Origin of the sequence: Actinoplanes sp. NBRC 103695 (assembly GCF_030269485.1) — a bacterium.
Lineage (GTDB): Bacteria > Actinomycetota > Actinomycetes > Mycobacteriales > Micromonosporaceae > Actinoplanes.
On the sequence record NZ_BSTL01000002.1, the window covers coordinates 12,317 to 27,389 of the forward strand.

13 protein-coding genes are annotated in these 15,073 nt (G+C 71.4%); 3 read left to right on the forward strand and 10 right to left on the reverse strand.

Going from position 1 to position 15,073, the window contains the following annotated elements:
• Window positions 1–335 precede the first annotated feature (335 nt).
• The 5 genes from QSK31_RS02440 to QSK31_RS49175 all read right to left on the reverse strand — a co-directional run bounded on the left by QSK31_RS02440 (window position 336) and on the right by QSK31_RS49175 (window position 3,886).
• A complete protein-coding gene (locus tag QSK31_RS02440; protein ID WP_285680501.1) occupies window positions 336–1,085 on the reverse strand; it encodes a nucleotidyltransferase domain-containing protein in 750 nt (249 codons plus the stop codon).
• A 101-nt stretch (window positions 1,086–1,186) separates the two neighbouring features.
• Window positions 1,187–2,002 (reverse strand): hypothetical protein, encoded by an 816-nt coding sequence (locus tag QSK31_RS02445; protein ID WP_285680503.1) that lies wholly within the window; start codon window positions 2,000–2,002, stop codon window positions 1,187–1,189.
• A complete protein-coding gene (locus QSK31_RS02450) occupies window positions 1,996–2,307 on the reverse strand; it encodes a PadR family transcriptional regulator (protein WP_285680506.1) in 312 nt (103 codons plus the stop codon). Before QSK31_RS02450 ends, QSK31_RS02445 begins: the two co-directional genes overlap by 7 nt.
• A gap of 51 nt (window positions 2,308–2,358) precedes the next feature.
• Window positions 2,359–3,399 carry a ricin-type beta-trefoil lectin domain protein gene (locus QSK31_RS02455; RefSeq protein ID WP_285680508.1) on the reverse strand — a complete coding sequence of 347 codons (1,041 nt, stop codon included), beginning with the start codon at window positions 3,397–3,399 and terminating at the stop codon, window positions 2,359–2,361.
• 76 nt (window positions 3,400–3,475) lie between these two features.
• Complete coding sequence (locus tag QSK31_RS49175) at window positions 3,476–3,886, reverse strand: hypothetical protein (RefSeq protein ID WP_285680509.1); 411 nt, start codon at window positions 3,884–3,886, stop codon at window positions 3,476–3,478.
• Between QSK31_RS49175 and QSK31_RS49180 the strand changes: the two genes are divergently transcribed.
• Entirely contained in the window at window positions 3,803–4,300 is a 498-nt protein-coding gene (locus QSK31_RS49180) for a hypothetical protein (RefSeq protein WP_502872904.1), read from the forward strand. The genes QSK31_RS49175 and QSK31_RS49180 overlap by 84 nt on opposite strands.
• Here QSK31_RS49180 and QSK31_RS02475 read toward each other — a convergent pair.
• Both QSK31_RS02475 and QSK31_RS02480 read right to left on the reverse strand, forming a co-directional pair.
• Window positions 4,269–5,126 carry a nucleoside hydrolase gene (locus QSK31_RS02475; protein WP_285680514.1) on the reverse strand — a complete coding sequence of 286 codons (858 nt, stop codon included), beginning with the start codon at window positions 5,124–5,126 and terminating at the stop codon, window positions 4,269–4,271. The two genes, QSK31_RS49180 and QSK31_RS02475, sit on opposite strands and share 32 nt — an antisense overlap.
• Window positions 5,123–9,463: a glycoside hydrolase family 2 TIM barrel-domain containing protein gene (locus QSK31_RS02480; protein ID WP_285680516.1), complete on the reverse strand. Its 4,341-nt coding sequence runs from the start codon at window positions 9,461–9,463 to the stop codon at window positions 5,123–5,125. The genes QSK31_RS02475 and QSK31_RS02480 overlap by 4 nt, the downstream gene beginning before the upstream one ends.
• Before the next feature lie 132 nt (window positions 9,464–9,595).
• On the opposite strand from QSK31_RS02480, the gene QSK31_RS02485 reads away from it, so the two are divergent.
• Window positions 9,596–10,666, forward strand: a complete 1,071-nt coding sequence (locus QSK31_RS02485) for a DUF3616 domain-containing protein (protein ID WP_285680519.1) — start codon at window positions 9,596–9,598, stop codon at window positions 10,664–10,666.
• Window positions 10,667–10,788: 122 nt separating this feature from the next.
• Here QSK31_RS02485 and QSK31_RS02490 read toward each other — a convergent pair whose 3' ends face one another.
• Entirely contained in the window at window positions 10,789–11,370 is a 582-nt protein-coding gene (locus QSK31_RS02490) for a dihydrofolate reductase family protein (protein WP_285680521.1), read from the reverse strand.
• Window positions 11,371–11,433: 63 nt separating this feature from the next.
• Window positions 11,434–12,273, reverse strand: a complete 840-nt coding sequence (locus QSK31_RS02495; protein WP_285680522.1) for a helix-turn-helix domain-containing protein — start codon at window positions 12,271–12,273, stop codon at window positions 11,434–11,436.
• A gap of 142 nt (window positions 12,274–12,415) precedes the next feature.
• Between QSK31_RS02495 and QSK31_RS02500 the strand changes: the two genes are divergently transcribed.
• The gene (locus QSK31_RS02500) at window positions 12,416–13,612 is read left to right on the forward strand and encodes a helix-turn-helix domain-containing protein (protein WP_285680524.1); all 1,197 of its coding nucleotides are present in this window, start codon (window positions 12,416–12,418) and stop codon (window positions 13,610–13,612) included.
• A 6-nt stretch (window positions 13,613–13,618) separates the two neighbouring features.
• On the opposite strand, the gene QSK31_RS02505 is transcribed toward QSK31_RS02500, so the two are convergent.
• A complete protein-coding gene (locus tag QSK31_RS02505) occupies window positions 13,619–15,049 on the reverse strand; it encodes an aldehyde dehydrogenase family protein (protein WP_285680525.1) in 1,431 nt (476 codons plus the stop codon).
• Between the last annotated feature and the right edge of the window lie 24 nt (window positions 15,050–15,073).

Genomic DNA, 15,073 nt, shown 5'->3' on the forward strand with positions numbered 1-15,073 from the left:
CTGGCGTGCCCGTCTACCACTGGCGTGCCCGTCTACCACTGGCGTGCCCGTCTACCACTGGCGTGCCCGTCTACCACTGGCGTGCCCGTCTACCACTGGCGTGCCCGTCTACCACTGGCGTGCCCGTCTACCACTGGCGTGCCCGTCAACCACTGGCGTGCCCGTCAACCACTCGAGGGCCCGGCCGCCGCCGTGAGCGGCGGCAATGACCGGGAGTGGGCACCCCGGGGGGCCTGGCAACCGGGCTTGACCCCACGCCCGGCGGAAGCGTCGGCAGCGAGGACAAGCGCCAGCAAGGTCGGACCTCCACCCTGTCTCTGACGCCTGGCCGAAAGTCAGTCTCGGAGGGTGTCCAGGTCGGCGACGAGGGCGGCGGGGGCGCCGGGCCAGTAGCGGCGGGCGCAGGACCACATCGCGGCGATCGCGGCGGTGAGGGAGGCCGCGTCGGCGGTGGCTGTTGTGCGGTGCAGGGCTTGGACGACGGCGGTGGGGAGGTCGGTCTCGGCGGCTCGGGACGGGGTGAGCCAGTGCTGGGTGCGGTTCTCGGCGAGGCGGGCCATCCACAGCAGGTGGCGCTGGGCGTGGGTGAGGGCGTCGACGGCCCGGAGGAACTCGCCTCGTTGCGTCACGTGGTGGGCCAGGACCAGCCAGTTGACGAAACGGCCGGCGATCTCGTCGAGGTCGCCCACGGGTGGGCGTTCCGGGAGGGACTCCAGGGCTCGGCGGAGTTCGCCGGTGCGGTCCAGGATGAGCATGCGCTCGGGTGGGGCGCCGCGGGCCGGCCACGTCGCCACGGAGGCGATGTCCCGGGCGTACGCGAAATGGAACTCGCCCCGGATCAGGCCCGGGAAGAACGCGACGTGGGCGCCGAACTCGTTGACCACGACGTGCCGGATCTCGCCCACCTCGGCGATCCAGGCGTGCTCGTCGATCGTGGCGTCGTCGTCGGCGAACAGCCAGAACTCGACGTCGCTGTGCTCGTCGGCCTCGCCGCCGGCGAACGAACCGTAGGTGAGGGCGGCGACCAGTCGCTCGTCGGCCCGGCAGAGCTCGCGGACACGGGCGATCAGGATGTCCTGGAGCATCAGCGTTCCTGGAGCATTAGTAGTCCTGGAGCATCAGCGTTCCTGGAGCATCGGTGGTCCTGGAGCATCGGTGGTCCTGGAGCATCAGTGGTCCTGGAGCATCAGTCGTACCACCAGAAGAGCATCGACCCACCCGCGCTGGTGCCGAACCAGATCGGCAGGACCAGAGTGGACAGCCCGGCGACGGCCAGCAGGATCCGGGTGCGCCGGGGGAGGGACGTGCGGAGTCCGGCCAGGGTCACGGCGGCCAGGCCGAGGAACGCCGCCGAGAAGCCGCCGTCCTGCGCGCCGGTCAGGAGGGGGATCGTGGTCGAGACGATCGCGAAGGCGATCGTCAGCAGCGCCGCGACGCCCAGCCCGGCGGCGTGGCGGCGGCGGCTGATCGCGGTGGCGATCAGGCCGGGCAGTGCGACCGTGACGGTCAGGAAGGCGCCGCCGAGGACCACGCCCCAGGCGGTGAGGTGCAGGACGAACCACAGGGGGAAGAACGGGCCGATCCCGTCGCTGAGCGGCCAGAGGTCCTTGGGGTCGACGACCATCGCACTGTCGCCGCGGGCGAGGCGGCCGGGGATGTCGAAGGCGTAGTAGCGCAGCGGGACGAAGAAGTAGAACGAGAGCATCGACCAGAGCAGGCCGGCCAGCAGGACGCGGGCGACGGTGTCCAGCACGCCGGTGGGCAGGGCGATCACGTCCAGCGCGGCTCGGCGGTGGGCGGCCCGGCGCAGGCTGGGCAGGGTGCGGGCGGCGCCGACCAGGTAGCGGCGGCGGTCGGGAAGGGGGAGTGCCAGCAGGTCGCCGGTCCATTCGTCGCGCTGGCGGTCGCGGAAGCCCGCGGGGAGCAGGGCGGCGAGAAGGGAGACGGCGGCGCGGTCGGCTCGGCCGAGACGGGTCGCGCCGGGGTGGCCGGGCGTCACCACGCGAGTTCCCCGGAGGTGCCCCGAGACGAGCGGCGCTTGGCGATGGCCTCCTGCGCGGCGGTGGCCCCGGCGGCGGTCAGCGTGTAGTAGCGCCGCCGCGGCCGGCCCTCGGTGTGCACGTCGATCTCCTCCGGGCGGCTGCTCAGCCACCCGGCGGCCTCGAAGGCGACCAGGATCGGGTAGATCGTGCCGGGTTCCAGGCCGGCCTCGGCGGCGAGGTCCAGTCCGTACCGCTCGCGGCCGGGGTCGGCGGCGAGCGCTCGCAGGACGAGCAGGCGCGGCGTGGTCATGCGCATGGCTGGCATGCGCGTACTCTATATAGCTATTCCTTGTTCTGCATAGGGCTGGTCGAGCGCCTAGGGGAGTTTCCAGTTCTGGCCGTCGCCCCCGCAGGTGGCGAGCGTGACGTCGTTGTCGTTGGCGGTCACGCACTGCTTGGTGCTGTTGTTGACCAGCGTGTTGTTCGGACCCGCGCGCCACTGGGCGGCCGCGTTGTCGCCGCAGACGCGGACCTTGACGGCGCCGCCCTCCTGGATCGCGCAGGACCCGCCGACTCGCAGGGTGCCGTCCTTGGCCAGGGTGAACCGTTGCGACGAGGTGTTGTTGCAGTCCCGGGACACCAGTTCGTCGCCGAGCAGCAGGATGCCGGCGTCGATGTCCAGGCAGTTGCCGGAGTCGGCGATGACCTGGCCGGTGCGGTCCGAGGCGGGCGGCGGGGCCAGGGTGGCGGGCGCGGTCGGGGCCTGCGGGTTGCCTCCGGCGGGCGGCAGCGGGAAGTTCGGCACGGTGGTGCCCTGCGCGCCGGGACGCTTGGTGTTCTGCGTCTTCGTGTCGCCGGGGGACGGCGAGGTGCCCGAGACGGACGGGCCGGCGGAGGGTGCCCCGGCGGGTGCGGAGCCGCCGGGGGAGCCGGGCTCACCGGTGGCGGGGGTCGCGACCGGACGCGGCTCGGCGGCGGTCGGCGTCTCCTCGTCCTGTGACGGCCAGAGCGCGATCATCGTGACGGCGACCGCGATGACCAGGGCGAGGCCGGAGCCGATCAGCCAGACCATCTGCCGGCGGTCGGACTCGGGGTGCACATGCGACACCGGGGGCTCACGGCCGCTGTCGCCGGGCAGGACCATCGGGGTCGGGTCGGGCACGAAGACCGGGCCGGTGTGCTCGGGGTCGTCCGGGTAGGGCCGGTCGTCCGGATAGGAGCCGTCCGGGTAGGAGCCGTCGGGGTGGCTGTCGAAGGACGCGGTGTCGTAGGCGTCCGGGTCGTGCAGCTCGGGTGGAGCTTCGGGGAGCTGGTACTCCGCGGCGTCGGGCGGGATGTAGGGCCGCACGAGGACCTGGTCCGGTTTGTCGGAATAGTCCTCGTAGCCGTTCAGCACATCGCCCGTCTCGTCGCGCACTGTCATCCACCGTCCCGGCTGTTGGACCTACCGGGCGGCAAAAATACCTGCATCAAGGTCCATAGTCACGTTTCAATCAGATGAGCGACGTAACCGTCACATCAGCCACGGATCCATGCCACCGCCACGTGGCGGATCGGTCACCGCGGGTGGTGGTGGGCGGCGCTTGCGGATCACGTTCACCAGCCGGCCGAGGAGCAGCCCGCGCCGACAGCACATCGACAACAGGACGGCAGCGACCGCGGTGCAGGCTCGGCCGATGGAGGTCGAGCGCATCGCCGTGGTCGTCCTGCTCGCCCTGTGGGCGGTACTCACCTGTGCGGCGGGCTGCCTGCTCTGCACGGCGTTGCTGGTACGCGGCGACGCGGACGAGCTGCGCAGGCAGGAGGCCTTCCTCGCGGACATGGCGCACGATCTGCGTACGCCGCTGACCGCGCTGCGCGCCCTGGCCGAGGCGGTGCTGTCCCACCCCGATCAGCATGTCCATCGTCCGCTGGGTGGTCGACGCGCACGGCGGCAAGCTGCGGGTCAGCGGCAACCGCGGCGGCGGCACCGTCTTCGAGGTCTCGCTGCCCACCTCGGGTCGTTCCCTGCTGGGCATCTACGACCACCTGGATCCGCGTGCGGCCGCCCGGACCCGGGCAGCGCTCGACGGCAAATGATTACCTTCCGATTGCCGGGATGTCAGCTTGCGGTTGCCGTGCGGAGGGGGCGCGCGCGAGAGCGTTGTCGGATGATCGCGTTCGCGGGGATGGCGCTGGCCGCCTGCACCGGGGTGCTGCTCGCCGCCCTGGACAGCCCGCACGTCCGGGACAGCCCGCGGCTGCGCCGGCTGAGCATGGTGCTGCTCGCCGCGTCGGCCGCCACCCTCACCGCGGCGGGCGCCGACGCAGTTTGGTGAACAGGTCGCGGAACACCGCGTCCCGGTCCACCCACAGCGCCTCCCGGATCAGGTGCCGGCGCGGGTCGTGACTCCAGGTGCCCTCGGCGGTGAGCAGCGGGCTGTGCACCTGCGCGGTCGGCACCCACGCCGGGTTGACCAGCCAAGCGACCGCGCCGAGGTCCCACAGCACCTTCGACCGGCCGAAATGCTCGGGGTACCAGCCGGCGTAGATGTCGGCCAGGTAGTCGCCGATGGCGCCGGCGCCGCGGACGTGCCGCTCGATCTCCGCCTGCGTCGTCCGCAGGTGCTCGGTGACGTTGCGGCACGGTACGTGGACCAGCGGCACGCCGGAGTCCAGCAGCACGTGCGAGGCGGCCGGGTCCTGCTCGACGTTGAACTCGACGGCACGGTGCCAGTAGCGCGGGTTGCCGCCCAGCCACACCACGACGATGCGTTCGGCGATGCCCGGCTCGGCCTTCAGCGCCGCCGCGACGTTGGTCGGTGCGCCGATCGCCAGCACGTACAGCGGCTCCTCCGACAGGTAGGCGCGGGCGATCAGGTCCTGCGACGCGGCGCTGGGCGAGGCGGGCAGCCAGGACGTCGACCCCTGGTGCACGGGCACGTCGGCGTGGCCGGGCATGCGGTCGAGCAGCCGGCGGATCTCGGCGTGGCTCTTCAGCATCCCGTCCCCGGGACCGGTGGACCGTCCGTTGTGGAACGGCGCGGCGTAGATCGCCTCCAGCCGGATGCGTTCCGGCGAGAGCAACGCGTACACCACCGCGAACTGGTCGTCGATCTCGTTGTAGGTGTCCGTGTCCAATACAGCCCGCACCACTGCGCTCACGGAGTGCAGCTTATGCGTGCTCCCGCCCAATCCGCGTGGTCCAACCCGTTGCCGTCTCCGGCGTCGGTCACCCGCAGCTCCAGCGTCGTCCCGCCGGTCAGGTCCACGTCGACGGGAGTCGCCGGCCCCTCGCCGGTGAGCCGGGCGGTCTGGGTGAGCTGCCGCCCGTCCAGCCACACCGAGGACACCACCGAGCCGCCGCTGCCCGTCTCGTCGTCCACGCCCGCGTCCGCGCGGAACCGGGTGCAACCGCCGCCCAGAGGCACACGCACGACCGAGAGAGCATGCACACCCAGACCCTTTGCGTACGCCTTGCCGGCGATGGTCAGGGTGTCGCCGTCGCCGGCCGCCTGCTCGCCGTTGCTCAGGTCCCGTTCCACCGGACCCCACCCGTTGCTCACCGCCTCGAACGGCCGGTCGCTCAGCCAGGCGTACCCGGGCGGCAGCGGCGTCTGAACCGTCGCCGACGCGGTGGTGGTCGAGGTGAAGCCGCTCGGGGTCGAGCTCACCACGGTCGCGGTGAGCTCGTGGGTGCCCACATCGGTCCCGGCCGGGGCGGTGACCTGGAAGGACGCGGTGCCGGCCCCGCTCAGCGTCACGGCCGGCGGGGTCACGGTCCAGCCGTCCGGCACGTCCAGCGTGACCGTCGCCGAGGTGAGGCCCTCCGCGCAGCGAGCCGTCACGGTCACGTCCACGGCCGCCGGGGTGCCCGGGGTGACCGTGTCCGGTGCGTTCAGGTCCACGGTCGGCGGGCAGGGCGCCGGCACGTCCGAGCCGGGCACGCCGCCACGGGCCGCTTCGCCCCGGGTCAGCGGGCGCAGGACCAGTTCCTGCGAGTACGACCGGGTGGCCGGGAGGCGGTAGGGCGCGAGCACCGAGTTCGGCGTCTCGCCCATGCCGGTCTCGCCGGCCAGCGCGTGCAGGGTCACCCACCCGCGGTTCTTCACCAGGGGCAACTGGTGGTCGTACTCGGCCCGGGCCAGTTCGTCGTACTGCGTCACGCTGACGTCGTTCATCCCCCCGACCAGCAGCCCGTTCGTGCCGTCGGTCAGCGCGGCCCAGCGCGCGTCGGTGTGGTTGCCGTAGGCCTGCGGCCGCGAGTAGCGCACGTACTCGTCGGCGACCGTGCTGCGGTAGACGCCCATCGCCGCCCCGGACTTCCGGTCGTTGTAGGTCTCCTGCGGCCCGCGCGCGTAGTACGCGAACTTCTGCATCGCGTCCGGGACCTTCAAGGACAGACCAACCCTGGGGAGGTACGGCAGGGAAGCCGTCCCCGATCCCGACGGCGTGACCTGCTGCCGCAGCGTGACGGTGCCGTTCCGGTCGATCCGGTAGCGCAGCGTCTGGTCGAACGCGATGCTGATGCCCGCGTACCGGCTGGTCACCGTCACGACCGCGGCGTCCGGCTCGGTGGACGACTCGACCGAGGTGACCGTGTGCGTCATCGCGTCCATGCCGATGTCGTGCCAGACGCGGCGGTCGTCGGTGCCCCAGTCGTACGTCTCGTTGCTGGTCGGCGGGCGGATCACGGACAACGCCGGCCCGCCGCGCAGCAGCTCACGGCCGTCCGCGCGCATCGAGGCGAGGGTGCCGCCGTCGAAGCGGTAGCGGAAGTCGTCCCCGCTCACCGTGATCGTGCCGCCGGCGCTCGCGAGCTTCGGCGCGCCGCGTACCGGAGCAGGGAGAACGCCGGGAACCGCCCGGCCGCCGGCCGCGAACTGACCCTGACCCAGCACCCAGCCGGCGGGGGCCCACTCGGTCGCCTTGGTGCTCAGCGCCCGCACGGTCAGGAAACGCTCGCGGTCGTTCGGGTTGGCGGGGGCCTGCTCGACGGTGATGTCTCTGCTCTCGCCGGGCCCGATCGCCACGACGGACGATCCGGACTTCAGCGCGCGTTCCTGTTCGGTGAGCTCCCACCGGACCCGTGTCCGGAAACCGCCGGCCTGCTGCTCGTTGGTCAGCCGGACGACCGTGGGGGAGACCTGGGTGACGCGGATCGGGGACTGCGCCCAGGCCATCTCGCGGACCTCGGGCTGCAGGTAGCGGTCCGAGCCGACCAGGCCGTCGGTGCCGGACAGGCTGATGCCGAGGCTGAGGAAGTCGCCGCGGCGCCGCACCTGGTCGAACTCGAGGGCCAGCACCGGCTCGGCGGCGGTGCCGTAGATCCGCGCGTAGTCGACCTCGCCGTGGCCGGTGCGCGCGCTCCACAGGTCGTTGTCCTGCTGCGTCTCGGCGTTGTGGCCGATGTTCACCTCGTACAGCCCGGGGTCGACCTTGCCCGTCTTCGGAACGGTCGCCACCTCGGCGCCGTCGATGACCAGGCTCAGCCGCGAGCCGTCGTACGAGCCGCTCACGGTGTGCCAGTTGTCGTACCAGCTCGCCGGGACATCCGCGGCCACGGTCGTCCAGCCGTTGAGGTCGGCGCCGAACTCCAGGGTGTCCCGGTCGCGCATCTGCAGCGCGTACCCGAGGCCCTTGGTGAGGATCGGGAAACTGCCGGACCACGCACCCGGCTTGACCCGCGCCTCCAGCCGGACCGCGTCGGTGAGATCGAGACGGGGGTCGCGGAAGACGTCCACGAAGTCGTCCAGCCCGGACAGGTCGACCACGCCGTTCTCCACCGTGGGCTTACCGACGAGGAACGCCTGGTCGGAGACCATGTAGAGAGGCTGGCGGAGGTTCTGCTCGGCCCAGTCCCAGATGAAGCCGCCCTGCATCGACGGGTAGCGGCGGGCCAGCGCCCAGAACTCGTCGAAGTTGCCGAGGCCGTTGCCCATCGCGTGCGCGTACTCGCCCATCACGATCGGCTTGGCGCTGCTCTGGGTGCGCGCCTCCAGGCGGGCCGGGGTCGGGTAGCGCGGACCGTCCACATCGGCGTAGGGGGCATCGCCGTCCGGGCTGTTCGACTGGTGGTAGAGCAGGCGGGTCGGCTCGTTGGCGTCGGCCCAGGCGGCCATCGCGTAGTGCGCGGCGCCCAGCCCGGCCTCGTTGCCGGTGTCCCAGAAGATGACGCTCGGATGGTTCTTGTCGCGCTCGACCATCGCCCGGAACCGGTCGGCGAACGCGGCCTGCCACTCCGGGCGGTCGGCCAGGCAGTTGTTCGGGCAGCTCTCGTGGTTGTGCGTCTCGATGTCCACCTCGTCGTCGATGTACATGCCGTAGCGGTCGGCGAGGCGGTACAGGTAGGGGTCGCTGGGGTAGTGCGAGGTGCGGATCGCGTTGACGTGCAGGCGCTTCATCGTGAAGACGTCCTGCTTCTGGAACTCCCTGGTCGCCGCCCGGCCGGTGTCCGGGTTGGTCTCGGCGCGGTTGACGCCCTTGATCAGGATGCGTTTCCCGTCGACCAGGATCTGCTTGTCCCTGACCGCCAGGTCGCGGAAGCCGACGACCTGGCTCGTGGTGTGCACAACCTTGCCGCCGACGGTGAGCTGGAGGATCAGGGTGTAGAGGTTGGGGTCCTCGGCGCTCCAGCGCCGGGCGCCCGGAACGGTCAGGCGGTCCGTCCCGGCGGCGGCGATCCTGCCCTTGTCGTCGAGGAGCCTGGCGGTGACCTGACCGCCTCCCGCGACCTTGGTGCGGATGGACGCCGTGTCACCGTTCGTCGTGATGTAGGCGTCCTTGATGTAGGACTGCTCGGTGCGGTAGAGCCACACATCCCGGAAGATGCCGCTGTACCGCCACTGGTCCACGTCCTCCAGGTACGCGCCGGAACCCCAGCGGTGCACCTGGACGGCGATCGTGTTCTTGCCGGCGTGCAGGCGGGCGGTGATGTCGAACTCGGCCGGCGTGTAGCCGCCCTGGTCGTACCCCACGTAGTCGCCGTTGACCCACACCAGGTAATTGCTGGTCACGCCCTCGAAGCGGAGGACCGTGCGCTTGCCGTCCCACTCCCGCGGCAGGCTGAAGGTCTTCACGTAGGCGCCGGTCGGGTTCACGTCACGCGGCACCCGCGGCGGGTCGTCCGGCACGATCTCGGACGGGATGTTGCGGAAGATCGGGTGGTCGATGAAGTCCGACTGCCACGTGTGCGGCACCTGCGCCACCGGCCAGTCCTCCTGCCAGTCGCGGACGTCGGGCACATCGGTCGGCTTGTCGAAGAGCTTCAACCGCCACGAGCCGTTCAAGGACATCGAGTACGGGTTCGCCGCGTTCCGCTCGGTCACGTCCGCCGCGGCCGACCGCTCGTCCGGGTACGGCCGCAGATCGGCGTGCGGCTCCTCCTGACCCTCCTGGGTGAGCTGCGGATCGTCCAGGTAGCGGTAGATGTCCAGGGCCTGCGTGCCCTGCGGCGCCGCGAGCACGCCCGTCATCATGAGCACCACGGCAGCAAGACGCACGGCAACCTCCCCGTAACACATCGACAATGGACGATGCTTCTTGATCGGTTGCCGCGCGTCAAGCCTCAGGACTCGCGCCGGACTCGCTCCCTAGGTGTTTGCCCTGCTGCGCGGGGGTGCCACGATGGGATCATGACCTTGGAACGCACGGTCCGGCTCCGCTTCGGGCACCTCTCCCGCGCCAGCGGGACGCACACCAACCTCTCCGCCGTCCGCTCCGACGGCCCGGTGCTGTGGATCGCCGGCGACGAGACCGCGACGCTCGAACGGCTCGTGGCCGACGACCCGGAGCGCCCCGAGGAGTACGCCGAGGACGCCAGCTTCCGGCTCGCCGACTTCGTCACGCTGCCCGGCGAGGACGCCGACGAGGAAGCGGACATCGAGGGCGTCGCCCGGCACGGGCACTTCCTCTGGGCGGTCGGCTCGCACGGCCTGCGGCGCAAGCAGATCAAGGCCCGGCACGAGGGGGCCCGGGCGCTGCGCCGGCTCAGCCGGGTCGTCGGCCAGGACAACCGCCAGATTCTGGTACGCCTGCCGATCGCCCGATCGGACGGCCTGCCGACCCCGGTCCCGACCCTGGAGGTCGACGGCGAGACGCATCACGCGGCCGCGCTGGCGCCCGAGGACAACCTGCGCGCGCTCCTGGCCCGCGACGAGCACCTGGCGATGTTCCTGCCCATCCCCGGCAAGGACAACGGCCTCGACATCGAGGGCATCGCGGTCCACGGCGACCGGGTCTACCTGGGGCTGCGCGGTCCGGTGCTGCGCGGCTGGGCGTTCGTGCTGGAACTGCGGCCGTACGTGGATCCGGCCCTGCCCACCCGCCTCCAGTTGCGCCCCTTCGAGGACGGGCGCGCCTACCGCAAGCACGTACTGGACCTGGACGGGCTCGGGGTGCGCGACCTCTGCCCCGCGGGGGACGACCTGCTCGTGCTGGCCGGCCCGACCATGGACCTGGACGGGCCGGTGCGCGTCTACCGCTGGCACGGCGCCACGGGGGTGGAGATGCCCGAGGTGGTGCGCGATGAGATGATCACCCGCGAGGTGGAACTGACCTACGGCGAGGGCGACGACCACGCCGAAGGCCTCGGTTTGGTCGGCCCGCCCGGTTCCAAGCAGGCCATGATCGTGTACGACAGCCCCGCGGTGGCCCGCTTCCACGGCGACGACGTCGTCCTCGCCGACATCATCAACCTGCCCTGACCTCTCCTTGTCTGAGTGGCGCGAGCGCGGCCCGCTGCGAGACTCACCCGGTGGACGAGGCAGTGCGGGAAGCCGCGGAGCTGGCCCTGACGGCCTGAAGCCTGGTACCCACTCAGGATCGGTCAACGGCGCACCCGATAGCGCAGGTGAAGCACCCGGTTGCCCTGAACAACCACGTCCGGGCCTTCCAGCAGGTGCTGCGCGTCGACGGAGCCGAAGTAACGCTTACCGGACCCGAGCACGACGGGTGCGACGTCCATGCGTACCTCGTCGACCCAGCCCGCGGCGAGCGCCTGGCCGCCGACGTCGCCGGCGGCGAACTCGACGGTGCGGTCACCCGCAAGCTCCCGCGCCTTGGCCACGGCCGCCTCGATGCCGTCGGCAAAGTGGAACGGCGCCTGGAGATCCCAGCCCTCGGGCGCACCACGGTGACTCACCACGACCACATGGTCGATCCCACTCGGAGGCGTCCCATCCCAGCCGTCGGTGATGTCGAAGGCGTGACGGCCGGCAATGGTCACCCCGATCTCGTCCCAGTACGGCCGGACGTAGTCGAACGAAGCCTGCGACACCTTCAGAACGCCACTGTCGTCCAACGGCACGTCACCGCTGACCAGCCACTCGAAGATCGGACCGGGATCGTCGTTCTCGGCCGCGATGAAACCATCCACCGAAACCGACGCGTTCATGACCACTTTCCCCATGGATTCCTCCTCTGTTCCGAGTCCCGAGTCTTGTGCGGCGTGAGCTGTGGCTCTTGTAGGAAATCAATCGGCCGGGAGCGGCCAGCCGTCCAGGACGTGGTCGGGATGATCGCGCAGGAATCGCCGCCGGACCTCGGCGTACCGGGTCGGCGTGAGCCCGGTGAACTCCCGGAACTCGCGCACGAAGTGGGCCTGGTCGAAGTAGCCCGCGCCGGCGGCGACGTCTCCCCAGTCGATCGGTGCGGCGACGTCGAGCGCCAACACGGTAGAGCTGAAGCGGTAGCTGCGAGCCAGCCGTTTCGGCGTGACACCGACCACGGCCTTGAACCGTTTCGCCACATACGTGCTGCTGGCGCGGGCCGCCACACCGATGTCGCTGATCGGCACTGTCCCGCCTGTCGCCGCGACGGCGCTGCTCAACTGGCGGACCAGGTCAAGACCGTCGATCACCCGCAGCCGTCGCGCCAGTTCCTCCTCGAGCAACATCAGCATTTCGTGCGGTGCGTCCGCCAAGGTCAGACGGTGTCGCAGTTCAGCGATGGCGGGCCGGCCCCAGATCTGCTCCACCGTCGCAGGTCGGTCGCACAACTCGGCCGCGGGCATCGGAAGGAACGGCGCCAGGCCCCACGGCCTGAAGTGGACGCCCACGGACCGGGTCGGGTTCGGGTAGCTGAACTCCCACGCACGCGTGGGCGTGGCGACCGCGCAGCCGTCGGCGTACTCCACGGCGTCTACGTCGGTGCCCGCGCGGATGAGAAAGGGCGCCCCGAGGTTGACGATGAGCAATGGCGCGGGCGCCGCCGGCAGCATCAACCGGGAGTACGGCGGGGTGCCCTCCAGGTAATAGAGGTCGTCGATCAGCCCGTCCAGCGGCGGACCGGGCACCCTGGACACATACTCCATGCCGACATCATCGCCGACGGCCTACCCGGCTACGACATCTGAAGTTGACCTTGGTCCATATCCCTCGATCGGGTGACAAGGACGGCCGCCACCGGTACGGCTACGTACCACAACCTGTGGTGATCGTGGTTAGCGTCGCTGCATGGAGACGCTGACCATCGGGGAACGGATTCGGCACCGGCGGCTGTTGCGGGGCTGGAGCGTGCGCCACGCCGCGAGCCGGGCCGGGGTCTCGCATGCCACCTGGAGCCGGATCGAACGGGGGCTGCAGGCGGCCGACAACCGGTTCGTGCTCGCGGACATCGCCACCGCGCTGGAATGCTCGCCGACCGAGCTCGCGGGCATGGTGGTTCCGGTCGGTGACCGGACCGCGATGGCGGCGCACGCCGGAGTGCACGCCATTCATCAGGCGCTGATCGAGACAGATCTGGGTGAGCCGGCCGACCGTCCGGCGCCGGTGCTGCCCGACCTGGCCCGGACCGTCGAGGTGGTGGAGACGTTGCGGCGGGCCTGCGACTACGCGGCTGCGGCGCGACTGCTTCCGGACCTGATGCGTGACCTGCACGCGGTGGCCGAGGACTCGGCGCAGCGGGCGGGTGCGCTGCGGATGCTGTGTCACGCGACGTTCATGGCGTCCGGCGTGGTGCGCAATCTGGGGCATCCGGCCGAGGCGTGGCTGACAGCCGAGCGGTGCCGGGACGCCGCCGAGGCCATCGAGGACCCGGTGATGACCGGCTACGCGGCGTACGCCCGAGCCAACGCGGCGCTGTCCTGCGACGCGTTCCACCGCGCCCTCACGCTGGCCTCGCGGGCCGTCGACGAGATGCGCCCGCATCTCGGTGCGCCGGGCGGGATCGAGGTGTTCGGCACCCTTCACCTGATCTGTGCGTACGCGTGCAGGGGTTTGAAAAGGGTCTCGGACGGCCGCGGGTGGGCGAAGGCGGCGGGCGAGGTGGCCGCGCGGACCGGTGAGAGCCCGGCGCTGGGGCTGACCTTCGGGCCGACCAATGTGGACATCTGGCGGATCGGCATGGAGGTGGACGGCGGCGAACCGGAGATCGCCGTCGACATCGCCGCGAACACCAACCCGGCCGTCCTGCCGTTCGGGTGCCGGCAGGTGTTCTACTACGCCGACGCGGGGCGCGCCCTGGCCCGGCTGAAGGGCCGCGATCGGGAGGCGATCCGCTACCTGATCACCGCGGAACGCCTGGCGCCGCAGCACGTGCGCACGTCGGCGATCGACCAGGAGACGGTCCGGTCGCTGCTGGAGCGGTCCCGGCGTGAAGCCGGCGGCGCCGAACTCCGCGGACTGTGCGAACGCATGCAGATCTCGGCCTGACCGGTCCTACCCGATGATCACGGTCTGCAGTTCGGTGAGGGCCTCCATCGGGTACGCCCCGCCGACGCGACCGAGGCCGCTGTCCGAACCGGAGCGCCCGCCGAACGGCAGGTGCGACTCCCAGTAGTTGGTGGACTCGTTGATGTTCACCCAGCCGGTGCGGACCGCGTCGGCGAACGCCAGCCCGACGGTCAGGTCGGCGGTGTAGACGGCGGCCAGCAGCCCGTAGCGGGAGGCGTTGGTCAGCTCGACCGCCTCCTCCACCGAGCCGATCGCGACGATCGGGGCGATGGGCCCGAAGGTCTCCTCGGTCGCGGCCAGAGAGTCCTTGGGTACGCCCGTGAGCACGGTCGCCGGCCAGTACAGGTCGGAGGCGAACCCGGTGGCCCTCGCGCCACCGGTCAACGCGTGGGCGCCCCGGGCGAGCGCGTCGGCGACATGCTCGTCCATCTTGGCCGCCACACCGCCGTTGTTCAGCGGACCCATCGTGGTGGCGTCGTCCAGCGGGTCGCCCAGCCGGACCCGCTCGGTCACGGCCTTGGCCAGACGGTCGGCGAAGTCGTCCCGCACCGACTCGTGCACCAGCAGGCGCTCGCCGGCCGTGCAGCTCTGCCCCGCGCAGAGGAAACACGCGCCGAGCGCTCCCTCGACGGCCCGGTCCAGGTCGGCGTCGGCCAGCACGACGACCGGCCCGTTGCCGCCCATCTCCAGCAGCGTCGCCTTGCCCGCCGCGGCCGCCGCCACCGACCGCCCGGTGGCCGTGGACCCGATGAACGCGACCGCGTCGGTCCCCGGGTTGCGGGCGATCTCGTCGCCCACGACCGGTCCCGGCCCGGTGACCAGGTTGAGCACGCCGGGCGGAAGGTCGGCCTCGGCGACACACTCGGCCAGGGCGGCCGCCGACACCGAGGTGCTCGGCGCGGGCGTCCACACCACGGTGTTCCCGGCGGCCAGCGCGGGCGCGATCAGTTCGGCAGGCATGGTGTACGGCCAGTTCCACGGCGTGATCACCCCGACGACGCCGCGGGGCCGCCGGACCAGCAGCGCCCGCTTGCCGGTGGAGGAGGAGTTGGGCAGCAGGCCGCCCAGGCGCTTGCCGTCCTCGGCGGCCATCCGCCAGTAGACGACCAGCTCGTCCACCTCGTCGTAGGCCTCGGCGCGCAGCGGTTTGCCCTGGTCCAGAGTGAGCGTGCGGGCCAGGGCGTCCCGGCGCGACTCGATGACGTCGGCGATCCGGTGCATGGCGGCGGCTCGCTCGAAGGCCGAAACGCGCGCCCAGCCGGTGGTGGCTTTCCGCGCCGCTGCGATGGCCGCGCGGGCGTCGTCGCGGTCACCCTCCGGAACGGTGCCGAGCTCCTCACCCGTCGCCGGGCTCACGGCGATCGTGGTCGCCCCCGACGCAGCGTCCACCCAGGCACCGTCCACCAACATCCGCATGCGCCCAAGTTACTGCGCGCCCGT

Bases quoted from the DNA above. Each gene is read 5' to 3' on its own strand.
- QSK31_RS02440 (WP_285680501.1), bottom strand. From the start codon at position 1,085: ATGCTCCAGGACATCCTGATCGCCCGTGTCCGCGAGCTCTGCCGGGCC.
- QSK31_RS02450 (WP_285680506.1), bottom strand. From the start codon at position 2,307: ATGCCAGCCATGCGCATGACCACGCCGCGCCTGCTCGTCCTGCGAGCG.
- QSK31_RS49180 (WP_502872904.1), top strand. From the start codon at position 3,803: ATGGCGCACGATCTGCGTACGCCGCTGACCGCGCTGCGCGCCCTGGCC.
- QSK31_RS49175 (WP_285680509.1), bottom strand. From the start codon at position 3,886: ATGGACATGCTGATCGGGGTGGGACAGCACCGCCTCGGCCAGGGCGCG.
- QSK31_RS02485 (WP_285680519.1), top strand. From the start codon at position 9,596: ATGACCTTGGAACGCACGGTCCGGCTCCGCTTCGGGCACCTCTCCCGC.
- QSK31_RS02490 (WP_285680521.1), bottom strand. From the start codon at position 11,370: ATGGGGAAAGTGGTCATGAACGCGTCGGTTTCGGTGGATGGTTTCATC.
- QSK31_RS02495 (WP_285680522.1), bottom strand. From the start codon at position 12,273: ATGGAGTATGTGTCCAGGGTGCCCGGTCCGCCGCTGGACGGGCTGATC.
- QSK31_RS02500 (WP_285680524.1), top strand. From the start codon at position 12,416: ATGGAGACGCTGACCATCGGGGAACGGATTCGGCACCGGCGGCTGTTG.
- QSK31_RS02505 (WP_285680525.1), bottom strand. From the start codon at position 15,049: ATGCGGATGTTGGTGGACGGTGCCTGGGTGGACGCTGCGTCGGGGGCG.